The 22,819-nt window shown below is 50.3% G+C and carries 20 protein-coding genes; 9 read left to right on the forward strand and 11 right to left on the reverse strand.

What is annotated here, in order from left to right:
• Positions 1–117: 117 nt before the first annotated feature.
• The 7 genes from D4L85_RS27220 to truB all read left to right on the forward strand — a co-directional run bounded on the left by D4L85_RS27220 (position 118) and on the right by truB (position 4,866).
• Complete coding sequence (locus tag D4L85_RS27220; RefSeq protein WP_119758966.1) at positions 118–531, forward strand: DUF2147 domain-containing protein; 414 nt, start codon at positions 118–120, stop codon at positions 529–531.
• A 64-nt stretch (positions 532–595) separates the two neighbouring features.
• Positions 596–1,159 carry an RNA polymerase sigma factor gene (locus tag D4L85_RS27225; RefSeq protein ID WP_335621952.1) on the forward strand — a complete coding sequence of 188 codons (564 nt, stop codon included), beginning with the start codon at positions 596–598 and terminating at the stop codon, positions 1,157–1,159.
• 5 nt (positions 1,160–1,164) lie between these two features.
• Positions 1,165–2,013, forward strand: a complete 849-nt coding sequence (locus D4L85_RS27230; RefSeq protein WP_119757268.1) for a prolipoprotein diacylglyceryl transferase — start codon at positions 1,165–1,167, stop codon at positions 2,011–2,013.
• 156 nt (positions 2,014–2,169) lie between these two features.
• The gene (locus D4L85_RS27235; protein ID WP_119757269.1) at positions 2,170–3,054 is read left to right on the forward strand and encodes a cell division protein FtsX; all 885 of its coding nucleotides are present in this window, start codon (positions 2,170–2,172) and stop codon (positions 3,052–3,054) included.
• A gap of 16 nt (positions 3,055–3,070) precedes the next feature.
• Complete coding sequence (locus tag D4L85_RS27240; RefSeq protein ID WP_119757270.1) at positions 3,071–3,274, forward strand: DUF3098 domain-containing protein; 204 nt, start codon at positions 3,071–3,073, stop codon at positions 3,272–3,274.
• Between the two features lie 60 nt (positions 3,275–3,334).
• Positions 3,335–4,150: an undecaprenyl-diphosphate phosphatase gene (locus D4L85_RS27245; protein ID WP_119757271.1), complete on the forward strand. Its 816-nt coding sequence runs from the start codon at positions 3,335–3,337 to the stop codon at positions 4,148–4,150.
• Between the two features lie 2 nt (positions 4,151–4,152).
• Entirely contained in the window at positions 4,153–4,866 is a 714-nt protein-coding gene (gene truB, locus D4L85_RS27250; protein ID WP_119757272.1) for a tRNA pseudouridine(55) synthase TruB, read from the forward strand.
• Positions 4,867–4,881: 15 nt separating this feature from the next.
• Here the strand turns inward: truB and D4L85_RS27255 are convergent, their stop codons facing one another.
• The 3 genes from D4L85_RS27255 to D4L85_RS27265 are packed head-to-tail and all read right to left on the reverse strand — an operon-like array spanning position 4,882 to position 13,502.
• Positions 4,882–6,024, reverse strand: coding sequence for a DegT/DnrJ/EryC1/StrS family aminotransferase (locus D4L85_RS27255; protein ID WP_119757273.1), 1,143 nt, complete (start codon positions 6,022–6,024; stop codon positions 4,882–4,884).
• Between the two features lie 53 nt (positions 6,025–6,077).
• On the reverse strand, positions 6,078–7,085 hold the full coding sequence (locus tag D4L85_RS27260) for a PorP/SprF family type IX secretion system membrane protein (RefSeq protein ID WP_119757274.1): 1,008 nt from the start codon (positions 7,083–7,085) through the stop codon (positions 6,078–6,080).
• A gap of 6 nt (positions 7,086–7,091) precedes the next feature.
• Entirely contained in the window at positions 7,092–13,502 is a 6,411-nt protein-coding gene (locus tag D4L85_RS27265) for a tandem-95 repeat protein (protein WP_119757275.1), read from the reverse strand.
• A gap of 377 nt (positions 13,503–13,879) precedes the next feature.
• Between D4L85_RS27265 and D4L85_RS27270 the strand changes: the two genes are divergently transcribed.
• Positions 13,880–14,587, forward strand: coding sequence for a YebC/PmpR family DNA-binding transcriptional regulator (locus D4L85_RS27270; RefSeq protein WP_119757276.1), 708 nt, complete (start codon positions 13,880–13,882; stop codon positions 14,585–14,587).
• Between the two features lie 21 nt (positions 14,588–14,608).
• Here the strand turns inward: D4L85_RS27270 and D4L85_RS27275 are convergent, their stop codons facing one another.
• Positions 14,609–16,588, reverse strand: a complete 1,980-nt coding sequence (locus D4L85_RS27275; protein WP_119757277.1) for an LTA synthase family protein — start codon at positions 16,586–16,588, stop codon at positions 14,609–14,611.
• Positions 16,589–16,748: 160 nt separating this feature from the next.
• Here D4L85_RS27275 and D4L85_RS27280 point away from each other — a divergent pair, with 160 nt between their 5' ends.
• Complete coding sequence (locus tag D4L85_RS27280) at positions 16,749–17,636, forward strand: outer membrane beta-barrel protein (protein ID WP_160144031.1); 888 nt, start codon at positions 16,749–16,751, stop codon at positions 17,634–17,636.
• Between the two features lie 301 nt (positions 17,637–17,937).
• Here the strand turns inward: D4L85_RS27280 and D4L85_RS27285 are convergent, their stop codons facing one another.
• From D4L85_RS27285 to D4L85_RS27320, 7 genes are all read right to left on the reverse strand, one after another.
• Complete coding sequence (locus tag D4L85_RS27285) at positions 17,938–18,669, reverse strand: hypothetical protein (RefSeq protein WP_119757279.1); 732 nt, start codon at positions 18,667–18,669, stop codon at positions 17,938–17,940.
• 26 nt (positions 18,670–18,695) lie between these two features.
• Positions 18,696–19,154 (reverse strand): hypothetical protein, encoded by a 459-nt coding sequence (locus D4L85_RS27290; RefSeq protein WP_119757280.1) that lies wholly within the window; start codon positions 19,152–19,154, stop codon positions 18,696–18,698.
• A gap of 70 nt (positions 19,155–19,224) precedes the next feature.
• Positions 19,225–19,830 carry a hypothetical protein gene (locus D4L85_RS34540; RefSeq protein ID WP_160144032.1) on the reverse strand — a complete coding sequence of 202 codons (606 nt, stop codon included), beginning with the start codon at positions 19,828–19,830 and terminating at the stop codon, positions 19,225–19,227.
• Positions 19,831–20,205: 375 nt separating this feature from the next.
• A complete protein-coding gene (locus D4L85_RS27305; protein WP_160144033.1) occupies positions 20,206–20,787 on the reverse strand; it encodes a hypothetical protein in 582 nt (193 codons plus the stop codon).
• 23 nt (positions 20,788–20,810) lie between these two features.
• Positions 20,811–21,245, reverse strand: coding sequence for an SRPBCC family protein (locus D4L85_RS27310; protein ID WP_119757284.1), 435 nt, complete (start codon positions 21,243–21,245; stop codon positions 20,811–20,813).
• Positions 21,246–21,255: 10 nt separating this feature from the next.
• Positions 21,256–21,912 carry a suppressor of fused domain protein gene (locus tag D4L85_RS27315; RefSeq protein WP_119757285.1) on the reverse strand — a complete coding sequence of 219 codons (657 nt, stop codon included), beginning with the start codon at positions 21,910–21,912 and terminating at the stop codon, positions 21,256–21,258.
• Between the two features lie 143 nt (positions 21,913–22,055).
• On the reverse strand, positions 22,056–22,817 hold the full coding sequence (locus D4L85_RS27320; protein WP_119757286.1) for a hypothetical protein: 762 nt from the start codon (positions 22,815–22,817) through the stop codon (positions 22,056–22,058).
• Between the last annotated feature and the right edge of the window lie 2 nt (positions 22,818–22,819).

The raw sequence follows: 22,819 nt of genomic DNA on the forward strand, positions 1-22,819 counted from the left end.
AAAGCCCCGGTTGTACCGGGGCTTTTTTTATAGCCCCGTTGGCCCCCTTCTAAGGGGGATGGTGATTTTCATTAGTGCTTGGTTATTGCTATTTTTTAGCTGGAAATGATTTTTAGCATGAAAATGATCTTACCGTTGATGCTGGTTGCCATAGTCGGCCAGGCACAGTCTATTGTTGGAAAGTGGAAAACGATTGATGAAAACACAGGGGAAGCGAAGTCGGTAGTGGATATCTTTGAACGCGGAGGCAAGTTCTATGGGAAGATCGTGAGACTCTTTTCGGAGAGCGACCCCGATCCCGTGTGTGACAAGTGTGATGAGGAAGACCCGCGGTTTCGTAAAAAGATCATCGGCATGGAGATCCTTCTGGATTTGGAGCGCCATGGCGAGGAGTTTTCGGAAGGGACTGTTTTGGACCCTGAAGAGGGAAAAGTTTACCGGTGTAAGCTTTGGTTGGAAGGCAAAGACCTGAAAATCAGGGGATACTGGGGACCGTTTTATCGAACGCAAACCTGGGTGAAAGCGTCGTGAAAAAGCAAAAAGTCAGCCAATTCAACAAAAAAGAACATAGAGAGGGTTACTAAGGCGTTAAAACATGGTATACAGGTCGAACTCCAACATGAACGAGAAAGAGATCTTTGAGCGCATTTGCAAAGGCGATGAGAAGGCTCTTGAGTTCCTGTATCAGAAATATTACCGGATGATGACCAAGCTGGTGATCTCCAACAGCGGCACGGAGGAGGAGGCCCGCGACATTTATCAGGACGCACTCGTTGTGTTTTGGCAAAAAGCCACCTCGGGCAACCTGGTGTTGACCTCGAAAATGAGCACCTACATCTACAGCATCTGTCAGAACCTGTGGAGAAAAGAGCTCGATCGAAAAAAACGCCTTTCCAATGAAGAAAAGGACGGCTCTGTTACGTTGGATACAGATACGGCCGAACGTGAAAAGATCATTGCCAAGTGCATTGACCAATTGGGCGAAACCTGCAAGAAGGTGTTGATGTTCTACTACTTTGAGGAGATGTCGATGCAGGATATCGCAGACAAACTTGGCTTCGCCAACACCGACACCGCGAAGACAAAAAAGTATAAGTGTAAAAAGAAATTAGATGACCTCGTCAAAGCCCAGTATTCTGAGCATGACTTTTTAGATTAGGACTTATGGTATCAGAAAAAGATTTTGAAACGCTGGATCACTACGTAGGCAACCGCCTGAACGCGCAAGAGAAAGCCGCCTTTGAGCAGCAACTGGCCAACAACGCCGAGCTGCAACAAGCGCTGGCCGTTCAGGAGCAGATTGCCGGTGGCCTGCGCAAGGCACGTGCCGCGGAGTTGAAGCAGATGTTGAAGAATGTGCCGGTTTCTACCCTACCCACCCAGCCCTCATTGCTGGGCCGCATCGGCCTCTGGGCTGCGGCCGCCGGTGTGGCGGGCAGCGGTCTGTACTTCTACTTCAACCAGGACGACGCAAAGGCCGTACCGGCCACCTCGCCCACCACAGAGATAAAGCAAGATGTTACAGCGGTAGAACCGACGCCCCAGGAGGAGGCCGTTCAGGTTCCTGCTGAAACACACTCCGACGCCTTGAAAAAGACGGAACCCGTAGCCCCGAAAACGGCCACCGATAAAACGGAAGAAAAAGCGGCAGAACGCAACGCGATCGAAGTGTACGATCCAGGTGCTGACACCGAAAACAACAACGCTTCCACCACGACGGAAGAAGCACCCCGTACATCAACAAGTTCTAGGATCGTGGCCGAAACGGATGCCACCAATAAGAAATACAACTTTCACTACCAGTTCAAGGAAGGTAAGCTGTTCCTCTATGGAACCTTTGAAAAGAATCTCTACGAGATCATGGAGTTCTTCGCCGACAACAAGCGGACGATGTTCCTCTACTACAAAGACAACTACTACCTGCTGAACGATGAAAACGATAAGATCAAATCGCTCACACCCATCAAGGACCCTGCCTTGGTGAAACGATTGAATGCTTCGAGAGGTCATTAAACAAATTTTAGACCCTCTCCAATCCCATAGCCCCGCCCCGTGCGGGGCTTTTTATTTTCAGTTCACATGCTCAAAAACCCGTTCATCCGGCCCGCCCGTTAACCGCTCCCGGAGCCTCGGTTGATTCGAGATTTTCTTCTACCTTTGCTCCTTCGCATGGAGAAAACGAAACACAAAAAGAAATTGGGAGGCTACCCCGCCGTGGGCGTGGTGATCAGCATCACGCTGGCCTTGCTCGTGACCGGCGTGTTCGGCATCCTGGTGATGTACTCGCAGGAACTGGAAGACCAGATCCGCCAGAACATCCGCATGCAGGTTTACCTGAAGTCCAACCTCACGGAGACCCAACGCCTCCAGATCGAAAACAAGCTCCTGTCGCAGCCCTACGTGGACAAAGAACACAGCCGGGGCGTGGAATATGTCTCTAAAGACGAGGCCGCCAAGAAATTCATTGCCGAAACCGGTGAGGACTTCATAAAATTCATTGGCGAGAATCCCTTGCGCGATGCCTACCTGGTGAGCATCGACCGGAACTATCACTCCCTGGTGGAGATGGAGAAGATCAAGAGCGACATCAAGAAAATGAACGGCGTGTTCCAGGTGTTCTATGTAGAAGCCCTGATCGACTCCGTGAACAGCAACGTGACCAAGATCGGGCTGATCCTGATCGGGCTCATTGCCGTCCTGCTGGTCACCGTGGTGTTGCTCATCAATAACACCTTGCGCATCGCCTTATTTTCACAGCGCTTCCTCATTCGTAGCATGCAATTGGTGGGCGCCAAAAAGTGGTTCATCCTCCGCCCGTTTCTCGTGCGGGCCGCCGGCTATGGATTATTGGCCGGGTTGATTGCCGCCCTGTTGTTGTGGAGCCTCTCCAACTATGCCCAATCCAAGATTGCCGATTTGTCTATTCTTCACAGTCAAAATTCATTTCTCACGCTGCTGGGCTTCTTGCTGGTGCTGGGCATGATCGTGGCCGTGTGCAGCACGTTCTTCTCGATCCGCCGTTACCTGAGAATGTCTTTGGACCAACTATACTGAAAAACTGAAACCACCCATGGAAAGCAAACTTCCTTTTGGAAAAAAGAATTACCAACTCATGATCGCCGGCGTGTTCGCGCTGGTCATCGGTTTTATCGTCATGAGCATCGACAAACAACAACACGGCTTTGGCTTCATGGGCCTCACGCTGGGTCCCATCATTGTGATGGCCGGGTTTGCCATCGAGATCTGGGCCATCCTTCACCGGCCTACAAAATAGTTTCGAAAGGCCCCTCGCCCATCCTAAACTAAAAAAGCAACCCTCCAACCCGTCGCTGCTATGTCCATTTTTCACGCCATTCTGCTGGCCATCATTGAAGGGCTCACAGAGTTTTTACCCGTTTCCTCCACCGGCCACATGATCATCGGCTCCTCGCTGATGGGCATTGCCTCCGATCCGTTCACGAAGATGTTTACGGTAGCCATCCAACTCGGTGCCATTCTTTCGGTGCTCGTTTTGTATTGGAGAAGATTCTTTCCGAAGGGAAAGACCCTGAAAGAATTGCTGCCCTTTTATCTCAAGCTGCTCGTCGCCTTTATTCCCGCCGGTGTATTGGGATTGCTGCTCAATGACTATATCGACGCGCTGCTTGAACGCGTTGACGTGGTGGGTTATATGCTCGTCATAGGAGGCGTTTTCTTTCTTTTTGTCGACAACATATTCCGCGAAAGCGAAAATGCGCCCGACCGGGAGATCACATTTCCCACGGCTTGGAAAATCGGTTTCTTTCAGATCATTTCCCTGGTGCCGGGTGTCTCGCGTTCGGCGGCTACGATCATTGGTGGATTAGCCCAAAAATTGAATAAGAAATCGGCAGCCGAGTTCTCGTTCTTTCTCGCTGTGCCCACCATGTTTGCTGCAACCGGGTACAAAATTCTAAAATTCTATACGGCCGGCGGAGTCTTTGGCTCCCATGAGATCACACTGCTGGCCGTGGGTAACATCGTGGCCTTTATCGTGGCGATCCTGGCCATCAAATCGTTTGTCACCTTCCTGACGCGCCATGGCTTCAAGCTCTTTGGATACTATCGCATTGCGGTAGGCACGCTCATCCTGATCCTGTATTACCTCGGGGTTGGTCTCACCATCGTCTGATCATGGATACGCAAGCCGCCGACCCGGGTCGCATTCTGCTGGTGAACAAGCCGCTGAAGTGGACTTCGTTCGATGTCGTGAACAAGCTGCGTTATAAGCTCAAAATAAAAAAGATCGGACACGCCGGCACGCTGGATCCCCTGGCCACAGGATTGCTCATCATTTGTGTGGGCAAAATGACCAAGCGCATCGAAGAGTTCATGGGACAGGAGAAGGAATATACCGGCGCCTTCGTCATCGGGCAAACTACACCTTCCTATGACCTGGAAACGGAAGTATCGGAACAAAAAGACATCGACGGCATCACGACAGAAATGATCCATGCCGCTGCCCAATCCCTTACCGGTGTCTTACAACAATTGCCTCCTCAACATTCTGCTATCCGCGTAGGCGGAAAAAGAGCCTATGAATTTGCCCGTGCCGGGAAGTCCATCGAGTTGACACCGCGTGAAGTGGAGATCCGTGAATTTGAGATCACGGGTATACAGCTACCGGAAGTTCATTTCAGGATTGTGTGCACAAAGGGCACGTATATTCGCAGCATGGCCCGCGATTTTGGCGACGCACTGCACGTGGGTGCTTACCTCTCGGCCCTTTGCCGCACGCGTATTGGCGAGTTCAGGCTTGCGGATGCTGTAGCGATCGAGGATGTGGAACCGATACCTCCCAAAGACGACGCTTCAAGCGATACCCAGGCTACCCATCAACCCGATTGAGCACGCGTTTCTGCGCTACGCTTTCTGTAATTTCTTTTTTATGATCTCTGCCACCAGGCTCCGGTCGGCTGCAGGCAAATTGGACCCGGACGGCAAGCATAGACCCAGATCGAAAAGCCTGTCGGACACCCCGTTGACGTAGGATGGTGCGTCTTTGAACACCGGTTGTGCATGCATCGGCTTCCACAAGGGGCGACTTTCGATGTTGGAGGCTTCCAATGCCAGGCGGATATCTTCGCGCGTAACGCCATGGGTACCCGCCGGATCGATGAGTACGGTGGTGAGCCAGCGGTTGCTGAAACTGTGTTCCGGCTCCGGCAGAAAGTATAGTCCTGGAAGTGATCCCAGTTCGCGGGTGTAGAATTCAAAATTTGCTCGCCGTTGGCGTACGCGTTCATCCAAAACCAACATCTGGCCGCGGCCGATGCCTGCACAAATGTTGCTGAGGCGATAGTTATATCCGATCTCGCTGTGTTGATAGTGCGGTGCAGGATCGCGCGCCTGTGTGGACAGGAAACGGGCCTTTTTTATCCAGGCTTCGTTTTCAGACACTAACGCACCTCCACCCGAAGTGGTGATGATCTTGTTTCCGTTGAACGAATAGATCCCCAGATCACCAAACGTGCCCAGGGGTTTGCCTTTGTAAGTAGCACCCAAAGCTTCTGCTGCATCTTCGATCACGGGAATTTCGTGGCGCCGGGCCACCGCCATGATGTCTTCAATGCGCGCCGGTGTGCCATAGAGATGCACCGCGATGATGGCCTTGGGTTTCCTGCCGGTTTTGCGACGCCGGTCGGCAATGGCTTCCTCCAGTAACGCCGGGTCCATGTTCCAGGTCGATGTCTCGGAATCCACAAACACGGGCGTGGCGCCTTGATAGGCAATGGGGTTACACGACCCGGAAAAAGTGAAGCTAGAACAGATCACTTCGTCGCCGGGGTTTACGTCGAGCATGATGAGCGCCAGGTGAATGGCGGCCGTGCCGGAACTGAGGGCTGCGCAGTGGGGGATTTTGTTGTACGTGGCCAGGGCCTCTTCAAATGCATGGATATGGGGACCAACGGGCGAGACCCAGTTGGTCTCAAAAGCCTCTGTTACAAACCTGGCTTCCTCTCCTCCCATGTGGGGAGAAGAAAGCCACACTTTATCTCTTGTCATACGGGGCGTAAATATACGTGTTCCACCTTAAAACCCCAGGGTCGCAAGTTGAATCACCAAATTTGCTGGCTGAGTCGCTTCGTGTTGTTCAACCGCAAGGCCAGCACGAGTTCGTGGCTTCCGCTGCTGAACTGTTGCATGCCTCCCGACGATACTTCGTAGGAATAGGAAGCCCCGATCTTTTCATTGAGGTTGAAACCAACAGTGCCCACAATGCTCTTCACGTCGCGATAGGTAACACCAAACCACAGTTTCTGTTCCAGGTAGATCTTGACATTGTAGTCAATCAAAAACTTGTTGTCTTGTTGCATCAACAGCAACACACTCGGCTTGATGTCGACGGCTGGGCTGACGGGTAACGACACGCCGGCTTGCAGCGAGCCCTTGTAGAACGAATCGCTAAACGCGGCCTCCGAGGTCTTGAGAACCGAATTCACCAGCGGCAAGTACGACACACCAAAATAATAGCGCGGCGAATATAACATGATGCCTGCCCGCACATTGAGATTGGTGTGGTTCGCGCCGTTGGCCACCAGGTCCTGGTAAAACTGGTCGGGTTGTGCGTTGATGCCCAGGTATAATTTACTCACGTCGATCTTCGTGTTGTCGATGAGCACGCTCAGGCCGGCGGACAGCATGACCTTCTTCGCTACCGGGTAGTGAAACGCATAGGTGACCCCGCCTCCAAGGCGTTTCATCACACCGATGTTCTCGTTGAACACATTTATACCCAGCGCCTGAATGCTCTTCTTAATGCCGGGCGCGTCCTCGTTCTTCTTTTCCGGATCGACGGTTCCCGTGCGGGTCGAGTTCATGTTCAGGTCCAGCGGTTCCTTGAGGCGGATCGTATAGGCGAGGTTGATAAACTTCGGCGCATTTTTCCCAAAGCCGGCCCACTGATAGCGATAGCCGAGCTTCAAGTCCTGGTATCCTTCCACGCCCGCAAAGGCGGGGTTGAACATGGACATAAATTGAAATCCCTGGCTGCTGTTGGGCACGTACTGTGCCACGGCAGTGGAAATCGTCAGACACAAAAGCACGATCGATAAAAATCTTCCCATTCCTTCTTAGCGTAAAATGGTTACGGTTCCTTTATAGCGGACCTTGTTGTATTTCAAATCAATGGTATAGAAGTAGGTATCCACCGGCAATACCTCGCCGTTGTAGGTTCCATTCCAGTGGGTGTCAAATCCCTGGCTACGAAACAATAGCGTGCCCCGTTTGTTATATACGCTCACCTCGGCATCCTGGTATTGGTCGGTGCCGTTGACGGAAGAGATGATCCACGTTTCATTGGCCTGGTCGCCATTGGGTGTGAAAGCCGTGGGAATATCAAGGTCCTTAAAGGTATAGATCAGGGTGATGACACGATCCTTCGTTTCGCTGAAGCTTTTGCCGTCGCTTAACGTGACATATACCGTGCGCGAATCCAGGATAATATCTATCGCATTGATGTAGTTGTATTGGACAGAGCGTATGGCGTCCCTGTACTCTTTCGCAGTTGCCTTCCCGGTGAGACTTAGCACCCCGGCATCGGGATTGAACGTGCCCTTGATGTTGGCGGTGTTGGTGAAGAGCAGCATTTCATTCAGGAGCCGGTAATTCTCCTGGCGGAATCCAATCTCTGCGCCGGTGAGATCGTCCTTGTCGGGATCGTAGGCGTCGAATTGGGGTGAGAAGGCCACCGGTACTTCGCTGCCGAGTTCGTATTTTAAGGTGTCGCTTTCTATGAACGTGATGATGGGCGCATCGTTCACCGGCGTCACGTTGATGGCCACATACGTACCAGCCAGGCTATACAAAAATCCGTCGCTGGCCATCCACCGTAGGGTGTCGGCGCCGGTGGAATCTTGTTGCGGTGTATATTTCAAAGTTGATAACAGACCGGCCGAGATCTTGTCGCCTTGCGATACCGTTGTGTTGTTCACCGTCAGGTGGCCGCGTTGGGGAAGTTGCGTGATCTGGATCTCGACAATGGGATTGCCGTCGGCATCCGAAAAGGCTGCGGCATATTGGGCGATCGTGAAGGGATAGGTCGTATCCTCCTGAGTGGTCACGGCAAAGGGTTTTACCACCGGGCGTGAATTCACCACCAGCTTGTAGGCCTGGTCCACCAGCGTTGGCGATCCATCCTTAGCCTGCAGCTTAACGTCCACCGGGCCCGAGGCCGTCAGTGGCGGCGTGCCGGCCAGCTTTCCTTTTCCATTTGCCGTCACCGTGAACGTGAGCCACGATGGTTTCGTGGGCGCGGTCAGCGTAATGGCGTCGCCCTCCACGTCGGTCACTTCCACGAGGTATTCATAGGGCTTGCCGGCCTCTACCAACACAATGGGTTGTGACGTGAACACGGGCAGGTCATTCACGGGCGTGATGGCCAGGTTAAAGACTTTCGTAACAAAGTTGACGTTCGGTGCCGGTGTGCCGGGTCCATCGTCTTCTACACGAACCGTAATTTGGGCCGTGCCGTTGGCATTGGCTTTTGTTTTTACTTTTAACGATCCCGTGGCTTGAGGGCTGGTGTAGACCACTTCAAAGGTTTCGAACAACTCGGGTTTATTGGTGGACGCCGTCACCGTCAGGGTCTGGTTCTCTCCTCCCCCGGTCGAGATGCCCGCAAGCGGAATGATCTGCAGGTCGGCATCTTCCAGAATGGGTCCATAGGCGATGGGATTGAGCGTTGGCGCATCGTTTATCGGCGTGACGGTGATGGTGAACGTAGTTGAATACTCCGCAAAATCCGTATCCAGCACCTTCACGGTAATGGTGGCCACGCCAAAAGCATCTGCCACCGGTTTGAATGCAACGCTTGCCGAGGTCGCGGTTCCGTTATAGGTGAAGGTGGGTTGAGGTATCAACGCCGTATTGTCCGAGACCACCGTCAGCGAAAGCTGCTGGCTGGCTTCGAGCGGACCGGCGGAGATGTTTTGAATCGTAAATACTTGCGCCGGGGAGTCCTCCACCACGGTGATATTGTTGAGCGGGTCGAAGGTCGGCGGATCGTTCACGGGCGTCACGGTCACCTGCAGCGGGAAGATGTTGCTGTTGGCTGTGCCGTCGTTCACGCGCACATTGACCGCCAATGTTCCGGAGAAATTTGCCGCAGGGGTTATGGTGTTGTCCGGCGCCGCCGCATAGTTGGTGCCGGCGAGCACGGTCAGCGTAAAGTCATCGGGATAGTTACTGTCGGCGTCAGTCACTTTGAGATCGGCGAGCGTGATGATACGCGTGGCATCTTCGGCGATGGTCACCGGATTTTGACCGGTGATGGTCGGGGCATCCGCATCGTCGGTCACGGTGATCTTCAACGGGAAAACAGCGCTGGTCGCCGCACCATCCGACACCTGTATATTCACCGTCAGCACGCCATTGAAATCCACCGCCGGGGTGATCTTCGGACCGGCCGATACCGTATAATTGGCACCTGCCTGGGCGATCATCGTGAAGCCGGTGGAATAGGTATTGTCTACATCGGAAACCAACAGGTTTGCAAAGTCTAATATCAGGGGAGTGTCTTCTATCGTAAACAAAGGCACCTGGCCGGTGATGGTCGGCGGATCGTTCACGGGTTTTACGGTTACAGAAGCATTGAAGGTGGCACTGGACAACGAACCGTCGCTTACGGTTACCGGCACAGTGAGTACGCCATTGAAATTCAACGCCGGCGTTATTTGATTCGTTGACGAGAGGGTATAATTGGTCCCCGCTCCTACCGAGAGCACAAAGCCTGAAGCATTGTCGGGATCTGAGATGTTAAAGTTTGCCACCACCAGTGTCAGTGGGGTGTCTTCGTTCGTGGAAAGTGTTCCCTGGCTGTTGATCACCGGCGGATCGTTGACGGGGTTCACGGTGACCTGCAGATTGAACGGCGCACTGTCCACTGTGCCATCGTTCACCTTGATCTTTACCGTAAGGGTACCGTTGAAGTTCAACGAGGGCGTCACCGTATTTCCGGAGAATGTGTAACCCGTTCCCGCCAGTACGGTCAGGGTCATGTCCGCAGCGGTATTGTCCGGGTCGGTCACGGTGACATTGGCGAGCACGATGGTGATGGGATTGTCTTCATTGACCGCTAAAGCTTGCTGCCCGGTGATCACCGGCGGATCGTTCGTGGCATTCACCGAGATCTGCAAATTGAAGAATGGGCTGTTCACCGTACCGTCGTTCACAAAAACCTGGACCTGCAACGTGCCACTGAAGTTTGGCGCCGGTGTCACCACGTTTCCGGAAACAGAATAATTCGATCCCGACAACACAAAAAGCTGGAAGTCGTTGGGATAGGTGTTGTCAGGGTCCAACACCGTGAGCTGCGAAAGCGTCAAGGGGAGGGATTGACTTTCCGTGATCGTCAAAGGCACCTGGCCCGTGATCTGCGGCGCATCGTTTACCGGCGTCACGGTGATAGTGGCGTTGAAGACCGCGCTCGCATTTGCCCCGTCGCTGACGGTGACGGGCACGGTCAGCGGGCCATTATAATTTGCCGCGGGAGAAACCGTTGTGCCGGATACTGTATAGTTTGATCCTGCCCCCACGTTGAGTAAAAACCCCGCAGTGTTGTCCTGGTCCGTGAACGTGAATTGCGACAATTGCAGCGTAATGGAGCCATCTTCGGCCACCGAAATCGGAGATTGCCCGGTGATGACGGGCGGGTCGTTGACGGGTGTTACCGTGATCTTCAACGGGAACACGGCGCTACTGGCCGTGCCATCGCTCACCTGCACATTGACCGTTAGGATGCCATTAAAATTCGCGACGGGCGTCACCGTAGTTCCCGACAAGGCATAGTTGGCGCCGGTCTGAGCGGTGAGTGTAAACCCTGAAGCGTTATCCGGATCCGTCACCACGAGGTTTGCCAAGACAATTGTGTAGGACGTTTCTTCCGGTATGGAGAGCGCTACCTGGCCGGTGATTACCGGCGCATCGTTCACGGGGGTGACCGTTACCTGCAAAGGAAATGATGCACTGGTCGCGGTGCCGTCGCTCACGTGCACGTTCACCGAAAGGGTTCCGTTAAAATTCAACGCGGGCGTAATGGTGTTCCCGGAAAACGTATAGTTCGTACCGGCTTCCACCACCAAGGTGAATGTAGCATTGTCAGGGTCCGACACAACCACATTGGCCAAGGCGATAAGCTTTGGCGTGTCTTCAACGGTGGACACAGCCACCTGGCCGGTAATGACGGGAGCATCGTTTACGGGGGTAACCGTAACAGACACCCCAAACGAAGGGCTATCCGCGTCGCCGTCGTTTACCTTCACGTTAACGGTGAGGGTACCGGTAAAATTCAAAACGGGAGTAATAGTGTTCCCGGAGAACGTATAGTTGGTGCCGGGCAACACCGTGAGCGTAAATCCGCCGGGATAGGTATCGTCCGGGTCGGTGATGAGCACGTCGGTGACCTGCATCAGCCTGCTTTGGTCTTCCGCCATGGAGACCAGATTCTGACCGGAGATTACCGGGGGATCATTCACCGGCAGAACGGTCACTTGCAAAGGAAAGATCGCGCTGCTGGCGGCGCCATCATTCACGCTGACATTCACCGAAAGGTTGCCGGTGAATCCAGCCGCAGGCGTTATCGTAGTGCCGGCAACGGTGTAGTTCGTTCCGGCCGCTACGGACAAGCTGAATCCCGTGGGATATGAATTGTCTACATCGGTAACCAGCAGGTCATTAAACTGAATGGTCCGGGCTTGATTTTCATTGGTCGTTACGGCGTTTTGTCCCGTAATGCTCGGCGCATCGTTCACGGGCGTTACGGTAACCGATACTCCAAAAGTATTACTGTCCGCATCGCCATCGTTTACTTTTACATTGACCGTAAGGGGGCCATTGAAATTCAGCACGGGTTTGATCACGTTGCCTGAGAATGTGTAGTTAGTTCCGGGAAGCACGGTGAGGGTGAAGCCACCGGGATACGTGTCGTCCAGGTCCAGGATGAGTACGTCGGTCACCACCATGGTGCGCGTCTGTTCTTCCGCTATGGTGACGGCATTCTGCCCGATGATCACCGGCGGATCGTTGATCGGCCCGACGGTCACATTGAGGTCGAATACATTGCTGGAGGCACTGCCATCGCTAACCTGAACTTTTACAATAAGTGTCCCAGAGAAACCCAACGCCGGCGTTACCAGATTCCCCACCGCCAGATAGTTGGCGCCGGGCAGCACCGAAGTGGTGAAGCCGGCAGGATAAGAATCGTCGGGGTCGGATATGATCAGGTCCGTGGTTGCTACGGTGAACGGAATGTTCTCCAAGGTGGAGACGGGATTCTGACCGGTGATGACAGGGGTATCGTTGACAGGGGTTACGTTGATCTTCAACGGATACGAGGTGCTGACGTTGACGCCATCGCTCACTTGAATGTTTACGGTCAGCATCCCCGTAAAATTCAGGTTTGGCGTAACGACATCGCCACTGGCCGTGTAGTCGCTGCCTGGTGAAATGATGACCGAGAAATCGGCAGTAACATTGTCGGGGTCGGAAATGGTGAGGTCGCTGATCTGCACAGTGACCGATGTTTCTTCCGCGGTGGTGATCACGTTCTGTCCGGTGATGTCGGGCGGATCATTCATGGCGTTCACCAGCACGTTCAGGTTGAAGGGGGCGCTTTCGTTGGTCCCATCGTTCACTTCCACGCTCACGGGCAAGGGGCCGCTAAAATTGAGTACGGGTGTGATCGTTGTGCCATTCACAGCGTAGTTGGAACCCGCGTTTACGATCAATGAAAAATCTGCCGGGTAAGTATTGTCGGGGTCTGCCACCAGCAGGTTGGCAAGGTCGATGTTGAGGGGTTGATCCTCGTTTACCGGCACAGGATCAGGCGTTTGCCCGGTGATGGTGGGGGGATCGTTCACAGCGTTCACCACCACATTCAGGTTGAAAGGAGCGCTTTCGTTGGTGCCGTCGTTCACTTCCACGCTCACGGGCAAGGGGCCGCTAAAATTGAGCACGGGAGTGATCGTTGTGCCGTTGACGGAGTAGTTGGAACCGGCATTTACGATCAATGAAAAATCAGCCGGATAAGTATTGTCGGGGTCTGCCACCAGCAGGTTGGCGAGGTCGATGCTGAGGGGTTGATCCTCGTTTACCGGCACAGGATCAGGAGTTTGCCCGGTGATACTTGGGGGATCGTTCACAGCGTTCACCACGACGTTCAGGTTGAAAGGAGCGCTTTCGTTGGTCCCGTCGTTCACCTCCACGCTCACCGGCAAAGGGCCATTGAAATTGAGATCAGGAGTGATCGTGGTACCGCTGACAGAGTAGTTGGAGCCTACATTTACGGTCAGCGAGAAATCATCCGGATACGTATTGTCGGCGTCGTCCACCATCAGGTTGGAGAGGTCGATGTTGAGGGGCTGATCCTCATCAACCGGCACAGGATCAGGGTTTTGCCCGGTGATGACCGGAACGATTTGGCCGTAGTTGAGCCCGGTTAGGGCGCAAAATAGAAGAGAAAGTAATATTTGGCGTCGAAAACGCATATTCGCAAACTATAGACCGACAAAAATAAAGAAATTTCTGAACTGTATGCTCCCTGAAGTTTAAAGGTAACTTTTCTATTTTCGCCACTAGCACACTAAAAAACAGCGTTTTAGCCATTCTCCTGGTTATTTGGGAGGATTGGGTACAGACAAGATGCTGATAATGTAGGATATGTGCTAGAAATTGGGATTTTCTTTATAATGAACGATGCTGCACAACGTATCCGTCACCGCGATAGACGGCTTTGCATAGACCTTTACTTACCGGCTTCAAGTGCAAAAGATTCTTGGTCATAAATTCGCATAACTCTTTCCGCATGGCTTGCCTAATTCCCGATCTCCTCTAATTTTGCCACACTCAAAAAACGAATAATCTCATGGGCCGCGTATTTGAAAAACGAAAACACAAGATGTTCGCACGCTTTGACCGCATGGCCAAAGCCTTTTCGCGCATCGGCAAAGACATTGCTATCGCCGTAAAACAAGGCGGTCCCCTGCCCGAGAACAACCCCAAACTGCGGATGTGCATTCAAAACGCCCGGGGCGTGAACATGCCCAAAGACCGCGTGGAAGCGGCCATCCGCCGGGCGTCTTCAAAAGAGGAAAAAGACTTCCAGGAAGTGGTATACGAAGGATATGCACCACACGGTGTGCCCATCGTGGTGGAATGTGCTACCGATAATCCCACACGCACCGTAGCCAACATACGCCTCGCCTTCAGCAAGAACGGGGGCGCCATGGGCAACTCTGGTTCGGTAGCCTTCATGTTCGAACGCAAAGGCGTTTTCAAGTTCGAACCCTCCAAACTCAACCTCGACGAATACGAACTCGACCTCATCGACGCCGGTGCCGAGGACATCGAGCGTGGGGATGAAGACACGATCGTCTACACCAAATTCACCGAGTTTGGTCACATGGCTAAATTTCTCGAATCCAAAGGCCTGGAAGCCAAAAGCTCCGAGCTTCAATACGTGCCCACCACCACCAAGGAACTGCCCGAAGACCAACAGGACGAAGTACTCAAATGCGTGGAAGCCCTGGAAGCCGACGATGACGTGCAAAACGTCTATCACAACCTGGCCTGATCCAGCCGGATCTGCAAGAGACTATTGTTTTGAATTGGGCAACGCTTTCACGCTAAGGCTATCGCCGATCATGCGGTTATTGTACTGCTGCAGGATTGCTTTCATCTTGGTTTCCAATGAATCCTGAACGGGAAGCTTTTGATCGATCAGATTCGTCTTCAACATTTTATCGGCTTTGAAATCAAAAAGTCCCACGGACTTGTTGCCATCGTATTGCAACAGGTGGTCGCCCTCTACGAGTTGATAGACGTTGTCCTTATAGTTGAACGAAAAAGGCTCCGCCGTGTCTTGGAAAGCGTCGCGTCCGAAGGCTACATAAGGCTGGTCATAATGCAGATATCCCAACACCGTCGGCATGATGTCGATCTGTTGCACGATGTGTTGTTGATCGTAGGCCGCCAGCGAGTTGTCGGGTTTGAAGAAAATGACAGGGATCTTGTAGAAGCCCAGGTCGGTGCGGCCATCGGGAAACTCGATCTCGGATGAGGTGTGATCGGCGGTGATGACAAAGAGCGTGTTCTTATACCACGGCATCGCCGACGCCTTGCTGAAGAATTTCTTCAACGCAAAGTCGGTATACTGGATGCATTTGTGGATCACCATCGGCCCGCCTTTGAAAACACCTTCGTATGCCTCGGGGACCTTGAACGGGTGGTGCGACGACACCGTGAACAACGACGTCATGAACGGCTGCCGGAATCCGTTCATCTTGTCGGCATAGAACTCCAGAAATTTGTCGTCCCAAATGCCCCAGATGCCATCGTAGTCCGCGTCGTTGTTGTATTCGGTCTTTCCATAGTAGTCCTCCACCCCAGCCACGTTCATGAAGGCCTGAAAGCCCATGGAACCATTCGGCGCGCCGTGAAAAAACGCGGTGTAATACTGCTTCTCCTTCAGCAGCGATGCCAGGCTGTTGATCCTGTTCCCCGAATAGGGCGAAAGAAAATAAGGCACGCCCAACGAAGGGATGCTGGCCACCACCGACGGCAGTCCGTCGATGGACTTGCGCCCGTTGGCAAACGAATATTCATAGGTGCGGCTGTGCTGGATGAGCGAGTCGAGAAACGGGGTGTAGCCCTTGTACTGCCCACCCTCCTTGTCTTTGTTGAAGAAGCCGAAGAATTCCTTGGAGAAACTCTCCAGGATGATCACCACCACGTTGTCGGGGCGAAAGGCCGTCGTGTCGTGGGGATGATGTACGGGTGTGTAAAGATTGGCTAGTTCATGATCCGAAAAATAATGGAGGGGCACGAGCTTTGTTTTACCCAGCGTTCGCATGAGCGCAAACGGCGTGTTGAGCACGATGCTGATGTCGCGGGGGTCTTTCACGTACTCGCCGGCATTGCTCAGCGTGATGGGGCGCGTGCTCTCACCAAAGCCGCCGCGAATGCCGCCGACCACGCCCAAAGCGATCAACGGGATGGCGAGGGTTCCCAGCGTGTAATAAGCAACCCGGTTCTTCAGTTGAGGGCCGGTGATCTTTACCCGGTTGTAGAGAAACACCATCAGCGCCAACAGGGCCACCAGGAACAACGTGGCATACCAATAGTCGATGACAAACCGCATCCACAAACCCGCCAGGTTGGTCTCGTTGTCGAATTGACGAAACACGTCGGCGGTGGTGCGACGCAAGGTGAAGCGGTAGTAGATGAAGTCGGCCACGTTCATGGCCAGCGCCACACCGTTGGTGATGAAGAAGATATATTTCAGGGTCTGCTGATAATAGCGGTTGAAACGCCAATCTACCGGCAGGATCATGAGCAGGATGAAGAGTAGGTTGAGATAGAGTGCCGTGACCAGGTCAAACCGCAGACCGCCCCACATGAGCCGCGTGAAATTGGCGATGGTCATGTCGGGAAAGAAATTTATATTGAATAAGTAAAAGCACACCCGGCAGACGGTGAGCAGGAACATGACCAAAAGCAGGCGAAGGGCAAACGCTGTGTACAGGTTGGTCCGCCAGCGATAGCCGGCAAAGAAGTTCTGGGCGGGTAGTTTCATTCAGTCTCGACAGGCAAAATAACAGTTGCGAAGTAATGCAAAATTTAAAGAATTTTAACGCCGAAATAACAGCCTTAAAAACCAACGAACGGCAGGATTAGCCGCAATTAAGGCTCAAATGCTTACTTTAAGGACATTTTTTAATCACCAAAGGCCCATAATGAGCAAGGTTTGTATCGTTACTCTATTGGTTTTCAGCAGCATGTCCGTGTGGGCGCAACAATATTCCATGTCCCTGGGTGTTTTCACTGGCACGTCCGTTTCTTTTACCAACGACGAGGGTATCAACAAAGATCCGCGCTACAAAGGCCGTTACGAGTTGAAGTTCGCTCCCATCGGTGTCAATTTCGGGATGGACTATGAACGGTTTGGCTTTATGATCAGTCCAGGGCTGATCAATGTTGGGCAAAATTTTTATGTCGTCAACACGGTTGGCGGGCAGGATGGCCTGCGCAAGATCAACGTAAAGTACCTGAACATCCCTGCAACGATCAAAGTGCACATGCTCAATTTGTCTTTCTTCAAGTTCAGCGCGGTGGCGTCGATCAGTGCGGCGTACCTGCTGGATGGAAAAGATGTGGTATCGCACAACGCTACTAAACTTACTTTCTCACCCGACGTCTACCCTATCCTGCCCCCGGACTATGAAGTGCAGTATGATGGCGTGAAGGTGCCGGCGGTCGACAACTATGTGATCAATTCAAAACAAGATTACCGGCCGATGCAGGTTTTTGTTGCTGCGGGTTTTCGTTCCGATTGGGATGTGTCGGATCATTGGCGTGTCTCGTTTGACTTTCGGGTGAATTATGGGTTGTTTGATCCGCGGAGTGATGCCTATATCGCGAAGCTCAATAGCAACTCTACCTTATATGATTTGCCGGGGAGCCGGCGGGATATGTTTGCGCAGCTGACATTTGGCATCTCGCGGTATCTTGATTTTGAGAAAGGGGATGTGGAGAGGGCTAAGAATTTGAAGGGAAATCACAAATTGTATAAGCCTAAGAAGTATCCGGGGCAGAAGATTCGGAGTTCGCGGCCGAAAGGATAGTTAGTTTTTTTTGAGTTCAGTTGTTTGATTGGTGAGGCCGGTCATTGGATTGCATTTGATATGCTATTCTGGGGGTGAACGGTTTGTGAGATAGGATGTTTTTTTTGAACACGCTCTATTGTATTTCATAGCCCCGCTCAGGGGCCGCGGGGGCCCCGCATGTTTCACCAGGGCTTAACTCTATCCGCGCAGGCCATTGCCAGGCCAAAGATAGGCTTAGGCCCTGGTGAAACATGCTGGAAGAGGTGTGGGTTTGGGGTGCGGAATGGTGGGTGATTTGGGTATTGTATCATTTATATCGTTACTCGCGGCCTTTAAATCTTTCCTCCAAATGTTTATCCTTATCAAATTTCTTTGTCTCAATGTCGACGAGGATGTCCTCAAGAGAGTATTTTAGCTTTTTAACCATTGGTCGTGCGTCATGGACTAATGAGTAGATGTTTAATTTCTTGTCTGCCGCTAGATAATTTCCATCTTCTAAATCGTAGAACGCGAAGAAAGTCTGGTGGTTGAAGTCGATGTCGAATAGGTCGTCTGGGTTCAATTTACTTTTAACGTTGTCATCTAACGCAGCGTAAAACAGGTCTACTTCTGAGGGTTGGAACTCAATAGTGGTTTGTTCTATATTTTGACTTTGAATCCTTTTTAGATCAAACTCCTCGACTTCGTAGTTTGAATTTTCTATTCTTAGTCCGGCTAAAAAGTTATCATGGATTATGAACTCCACAGCCGTGTAGTCATTCAGTGTTCTTGAAAAGATCCTTTGTCCGGAGATTTTAAAGTTCTTGCCTCTTTTCTTAAAGTCATCCAGTGAGGTTCCGGGATAGCCAGTCGTAATAAATTTGAATCCGGGAAACAAAACCCAATCAGCCAAACCCAACAGGTTTGTCTTTTGTCTCTGTTCTTTTAGCCCTTGATGATCATCCGGCAAATTATTGATCAATGCGTCGAGCAATAGGGTCCACTCTTGTCTTTGAACCTTAAATTTGTAAGGCGGAAAAATATACCCGAGCATTTTTTGAAATCTTGTCATAGAGAATTAAATAAAATGCTCCTTTATTATTCCGTACCCGAATTCAGCAGTTGCTTACTCGGGTCGATTATCATTTTATTTTCGATCTCAATCCCTTCGATTTTGAAATTCTGTAGCTCCGGCTCCTTGGTGTCGAAATCGTAGATGTATATAAATCGCAAACTGTCGCAGTTGAGAATGTACTCATAAATGTAGGCTGTCTTGCTGGCCCCGTTGATTGACATGGTGAAGAAATCAACAAATTTCCCTCTCTTGTTTCCGAAGTCGCAGTGTTTGGTCAACGTGTCGATAAAGGGTTTGACTTGTTGTTTGGGGAAATATTTCTCTGGGAATCTGTCGGTGATGTCGGGCTTAGTCAGGTTATTCATTATGAATTCAGAGTCTGCCTTTGCTTTGTCCATCTTTTCCAATTTATCCTTTACGTTGCAACCCGTTAGTAGCCCAAGCGCGGTTGTAAGAAAAATAATAACTTGTAAGCCTTTCATATTTAGTTAGTTATTTATTATACCGCCTCGCCCCAATCGTGCGACAAATCAGCCTCTTGGCAGCACCAGCTTATTCATCCTTGCACGTTGTCAAGTATTTTGTGTATTCTTCTATAAATTGGTCGCGTTGTTTTTTATAGTCGTTCACACTTTCAAAATTCCGGTATTCGGGCTTCATGTTGTTAAAGTAAAAATAAACGGTTACATCGTTTCCTGGAAACATAACGAATATCCCCAATGTGCTACCGGTTTCGATTGATCCCCTGCTGAGTCCATAAACTTTGTAACCATTAAATTCGAGTTCGATCAGGTCTTTCGTTTCCATACCTGTCGATTGTGAGTTTACATATTTTAAGTTGTCAATTAAATTTTGTCGATCCTTCTGGTAAGACTTTTCTTCTGAGAGTTCTACTTTCAAATTTACAAATGGAGCGCTCTTCCCGTTATTGTACAAAATCCTATAACCGTCAATTCTGGTAACTTCAACTTCTCCATGATCTGTTTTTAACGCTCGTACTTTTTCAGAAGTTTCAGGAAGTCTATCAGGATCAAGAGGGGTCAGATTGGTTGGCGATTTAAATGAAATATAGCATTGTCCGATTTCATTTTCGGCTGCAAAACCAAATAGTGAGGCTGTCAGCAGGATAATCGAGAGCAAATTCAATTTTGATTTCATTTACGTTATCGTTGTGTTTTATAGTCACTGTTTTTACCGCGACCTCTCATCATCTTGATCAACTGATTCGATGAGTCAGTTCAACAGAAACATTGTGACTACAGCTAAAATACCGATGAGGAGCAGCGGAGCAAGACAAAATGCACAGACTCGAGATAGCACTTTGATCTTCTTCTCGGACGCTCCTTTTAACGTCTTCCGGAAAATTCCTCGCGAAATACGAAAGATCAATACTCCGAAAATGATCAGGAGAAATAATACTAGCAAGATACCGGAGAAATCAATTCCCATTAAGAACAAAAGCATTTCCCATATTTTTAGCTTTACAAATCAACATCAACTATAATATCACTTATTTGCCTTCAAATTCCCTTATCAACCTAACATTTTTCCCTTCGTTAATTCTTGTCGCAGAATGTCTTTAAAAAGCCTTTTATCGTTCGTTAAAAGGTCTGTCCAGTTCTCAGTAATTATTCCGTCAACGAGTTCATCGATGCTATGTACGGGCAAAAAGCGCCTTTTAAAGATTGCCGTGATTCCGATGATCGGACTCATCGTTAACGTGAACGCTGTGCCTACCAGTACACCCACTGGTAACCCTAAAAATATAAAAACCGTTTCTAATGTAGTCAAGAAGACGACAATCCACATAACAATCACCAGCAAAACGTAGGCGGCCATCACATAATGGAATGCCTTGTGCCTTTTGAGTTCGGGAATTCTCAATCCGATATCTTCAAGTTCATACCATTCGCCAGGCACACATGGCTTTCCAAGTAACTCTTTCAATTCAGAAGCCCTTGAAATCTCTTTGTCTTTTGACTTAAAAAAGGCCTTCAGTCGTTCGAAAATTATCCTATCCATGGAGTTCCTGAACTCCATTGCTGAGCTTGAAATCTCCTCGATTTGTCTTTCAATTTCCTTTTGCATTGTACTTACGCCATCTTCGCGATTCATTGCACACGTTGCGGGTTGCCTTTCTATCGACTTTCCACATTTTCTTTTATCGCTAGCATTGTCGTTTTCCAATAAAATTCCAGGTGTTTTTGAATGGTCTCGGTCGGAAAGTTTTCTATGCTTAAAGCCAATGTGGTGTGATTCCCAATGGGCGTTAAAATGAATTCAAGAATTGAGTAGTTTTCTTGCTTATCGGGAAGTCGAGAAACGGAACTCAGGTGGCTATAACTCAGTCTTCTCTCCTTTTCGTATTTCAGAACCCTGCCTTTATTCTCAAATTTTACGTGATGGAATCCCCGGATAAGAATCGGCGCTTCGATTTTCCAATCTGTATGCACTTCTATCCCCATGTCAGCCTCCCCCATCCACTTTGTCATTCGGTCTGGGTCTATCAAAGCCGACCATACTTCTGCGGGTTCGGAATTTATGGTGACCGTCGTAGAAAATTTATCTGGCATACGCTCGCCTCTATTTCAGCACCGACGCTCTATTCAGATCACTATAAGGATAATGCCCCTTCGCTTTTAGCTTCTCTATTAGCTTGGCGCTTCCGTTCTCCATGGCAAAGTCCATCTCGTCTTTAAAGATCTCCATGACGAGTAACAGGCCGTGTGTACGGTCGCCGATCTTAAATTCTTGTTCGTTGGGTTTGTAGTCATCAAATAGCAGGCAATAATTTGGTTGCCCTTCTTCTCCCGGCAGTTCCGCGGTTTCCTTGGGCTGTAGTTTGGCTTGGGATGCGTAGTTGGCGATGGCGGTTAGGATGCCATTCAGTCGCCCCTGGATTCTGTTGAAGGGGGTGTCGGCGCTACTGGAGTCATAGGCTTCCTTTGTGAAGGAGACCAGCTCGTAGGTTCCCAGTTTGTTTGGAATTGGTCCGGAACCGTCGGGTTTAATTAACTCCATGGTCGCAAAACCTGTCCCGGGTATTCCGTTTATGAAGTAATACATGTCAAGCGTTCCGCCTACTTCAAAAGGAATGATGGCATGTCCGACCATGTCGTGCATTTTACCCAGGACGTTTTCGAGTCCTTTTTGCTTGTCGTCGTAGTAGGTATTCCATTCTTCTTCTGTGAATTCCTTCGGTGTTTCTTTTTTGCCAAATAGTTTTGAGAAAAATCCCATATTGTCTCCGGTTTTGTTTGTGCAACTTGTCGTTAATAGAAATGCTAATAGTACAATTATCTTTCTTGCCATGCTCGTTCTAAAAAATGAATCCCAAAACATTATTTTACACATTGGTTGTTACGAAGTGCCCCCGCGATATTTTATTTAAATCTTACCTCGTCCGTCGTTGTCGACAGATACTTCATATTCTTCTGGAACATTTTTTTTGGAGACGGATTTAAGAAGTTAATCCAGTCGTTATCGGTCTTGTCCTGATACCTGGTCAACAGGGCCAAGGCATAGGTTGCCACTTCCTCTGGAATGTATCCGCGTTTCTGCGTCTGCCAACCGTGATGTGAAGCTCCTTGCCACTGATCGAATGTGAAGATGGAATTGCATGTAAAAACTCCAAATCCTAAAGCGATACAGTTTAAGTCGGTTAATTCTTCGTCATTTTCTTCAAGTCTTCCTTCTCCAAGAAGAAGCAGGTGGGATAGTTCGTGTGAAAGGGTCGCAATCAGGTTCGTGGGATTTTTTAAAACATCCAATTCAATTCCGATGGAGTACTTTCTGTGTCCTTCTTCAGAATAGGTTCCAAGCGCATTTTTACTTCTCTGTCTAAATCCGGTTACACCCTGGGTTGTCACAATCCCTTCGGCCAGCTCGAGGGGCTTGTCGTTGAAATAGTGCAAGTCAATTTGAACATCTTTTATGCTCATATAGTCGCAGATTATTTTTGTCAGATCCTCTGCGTTCTTTTCTGTTCCTTTAAAGTCAATTGGGAAAAATTCTTTTGTCGGCACAATCATCCTCAGATGCTTGAGATGGTCTCGTGTATACTGTTCTTCAAACCAGAGAAATGCTTCTTCGATCCAAGTTTTGTCTTCGGGGGTAACGGTCGGTTTGGGTTTTCCAAATAGCATAT

Origin of the sequence: Chryseolinea soli (genome assembly GCF_003589925.1) — a bacterium.
Classification (GTDB): domain Bacteria; phylum Bacteroidota; class Bacteroidia; order Cytophagales; family Cyclobacteriaceae; genus Chryseolinea; species Chryseolinea soli.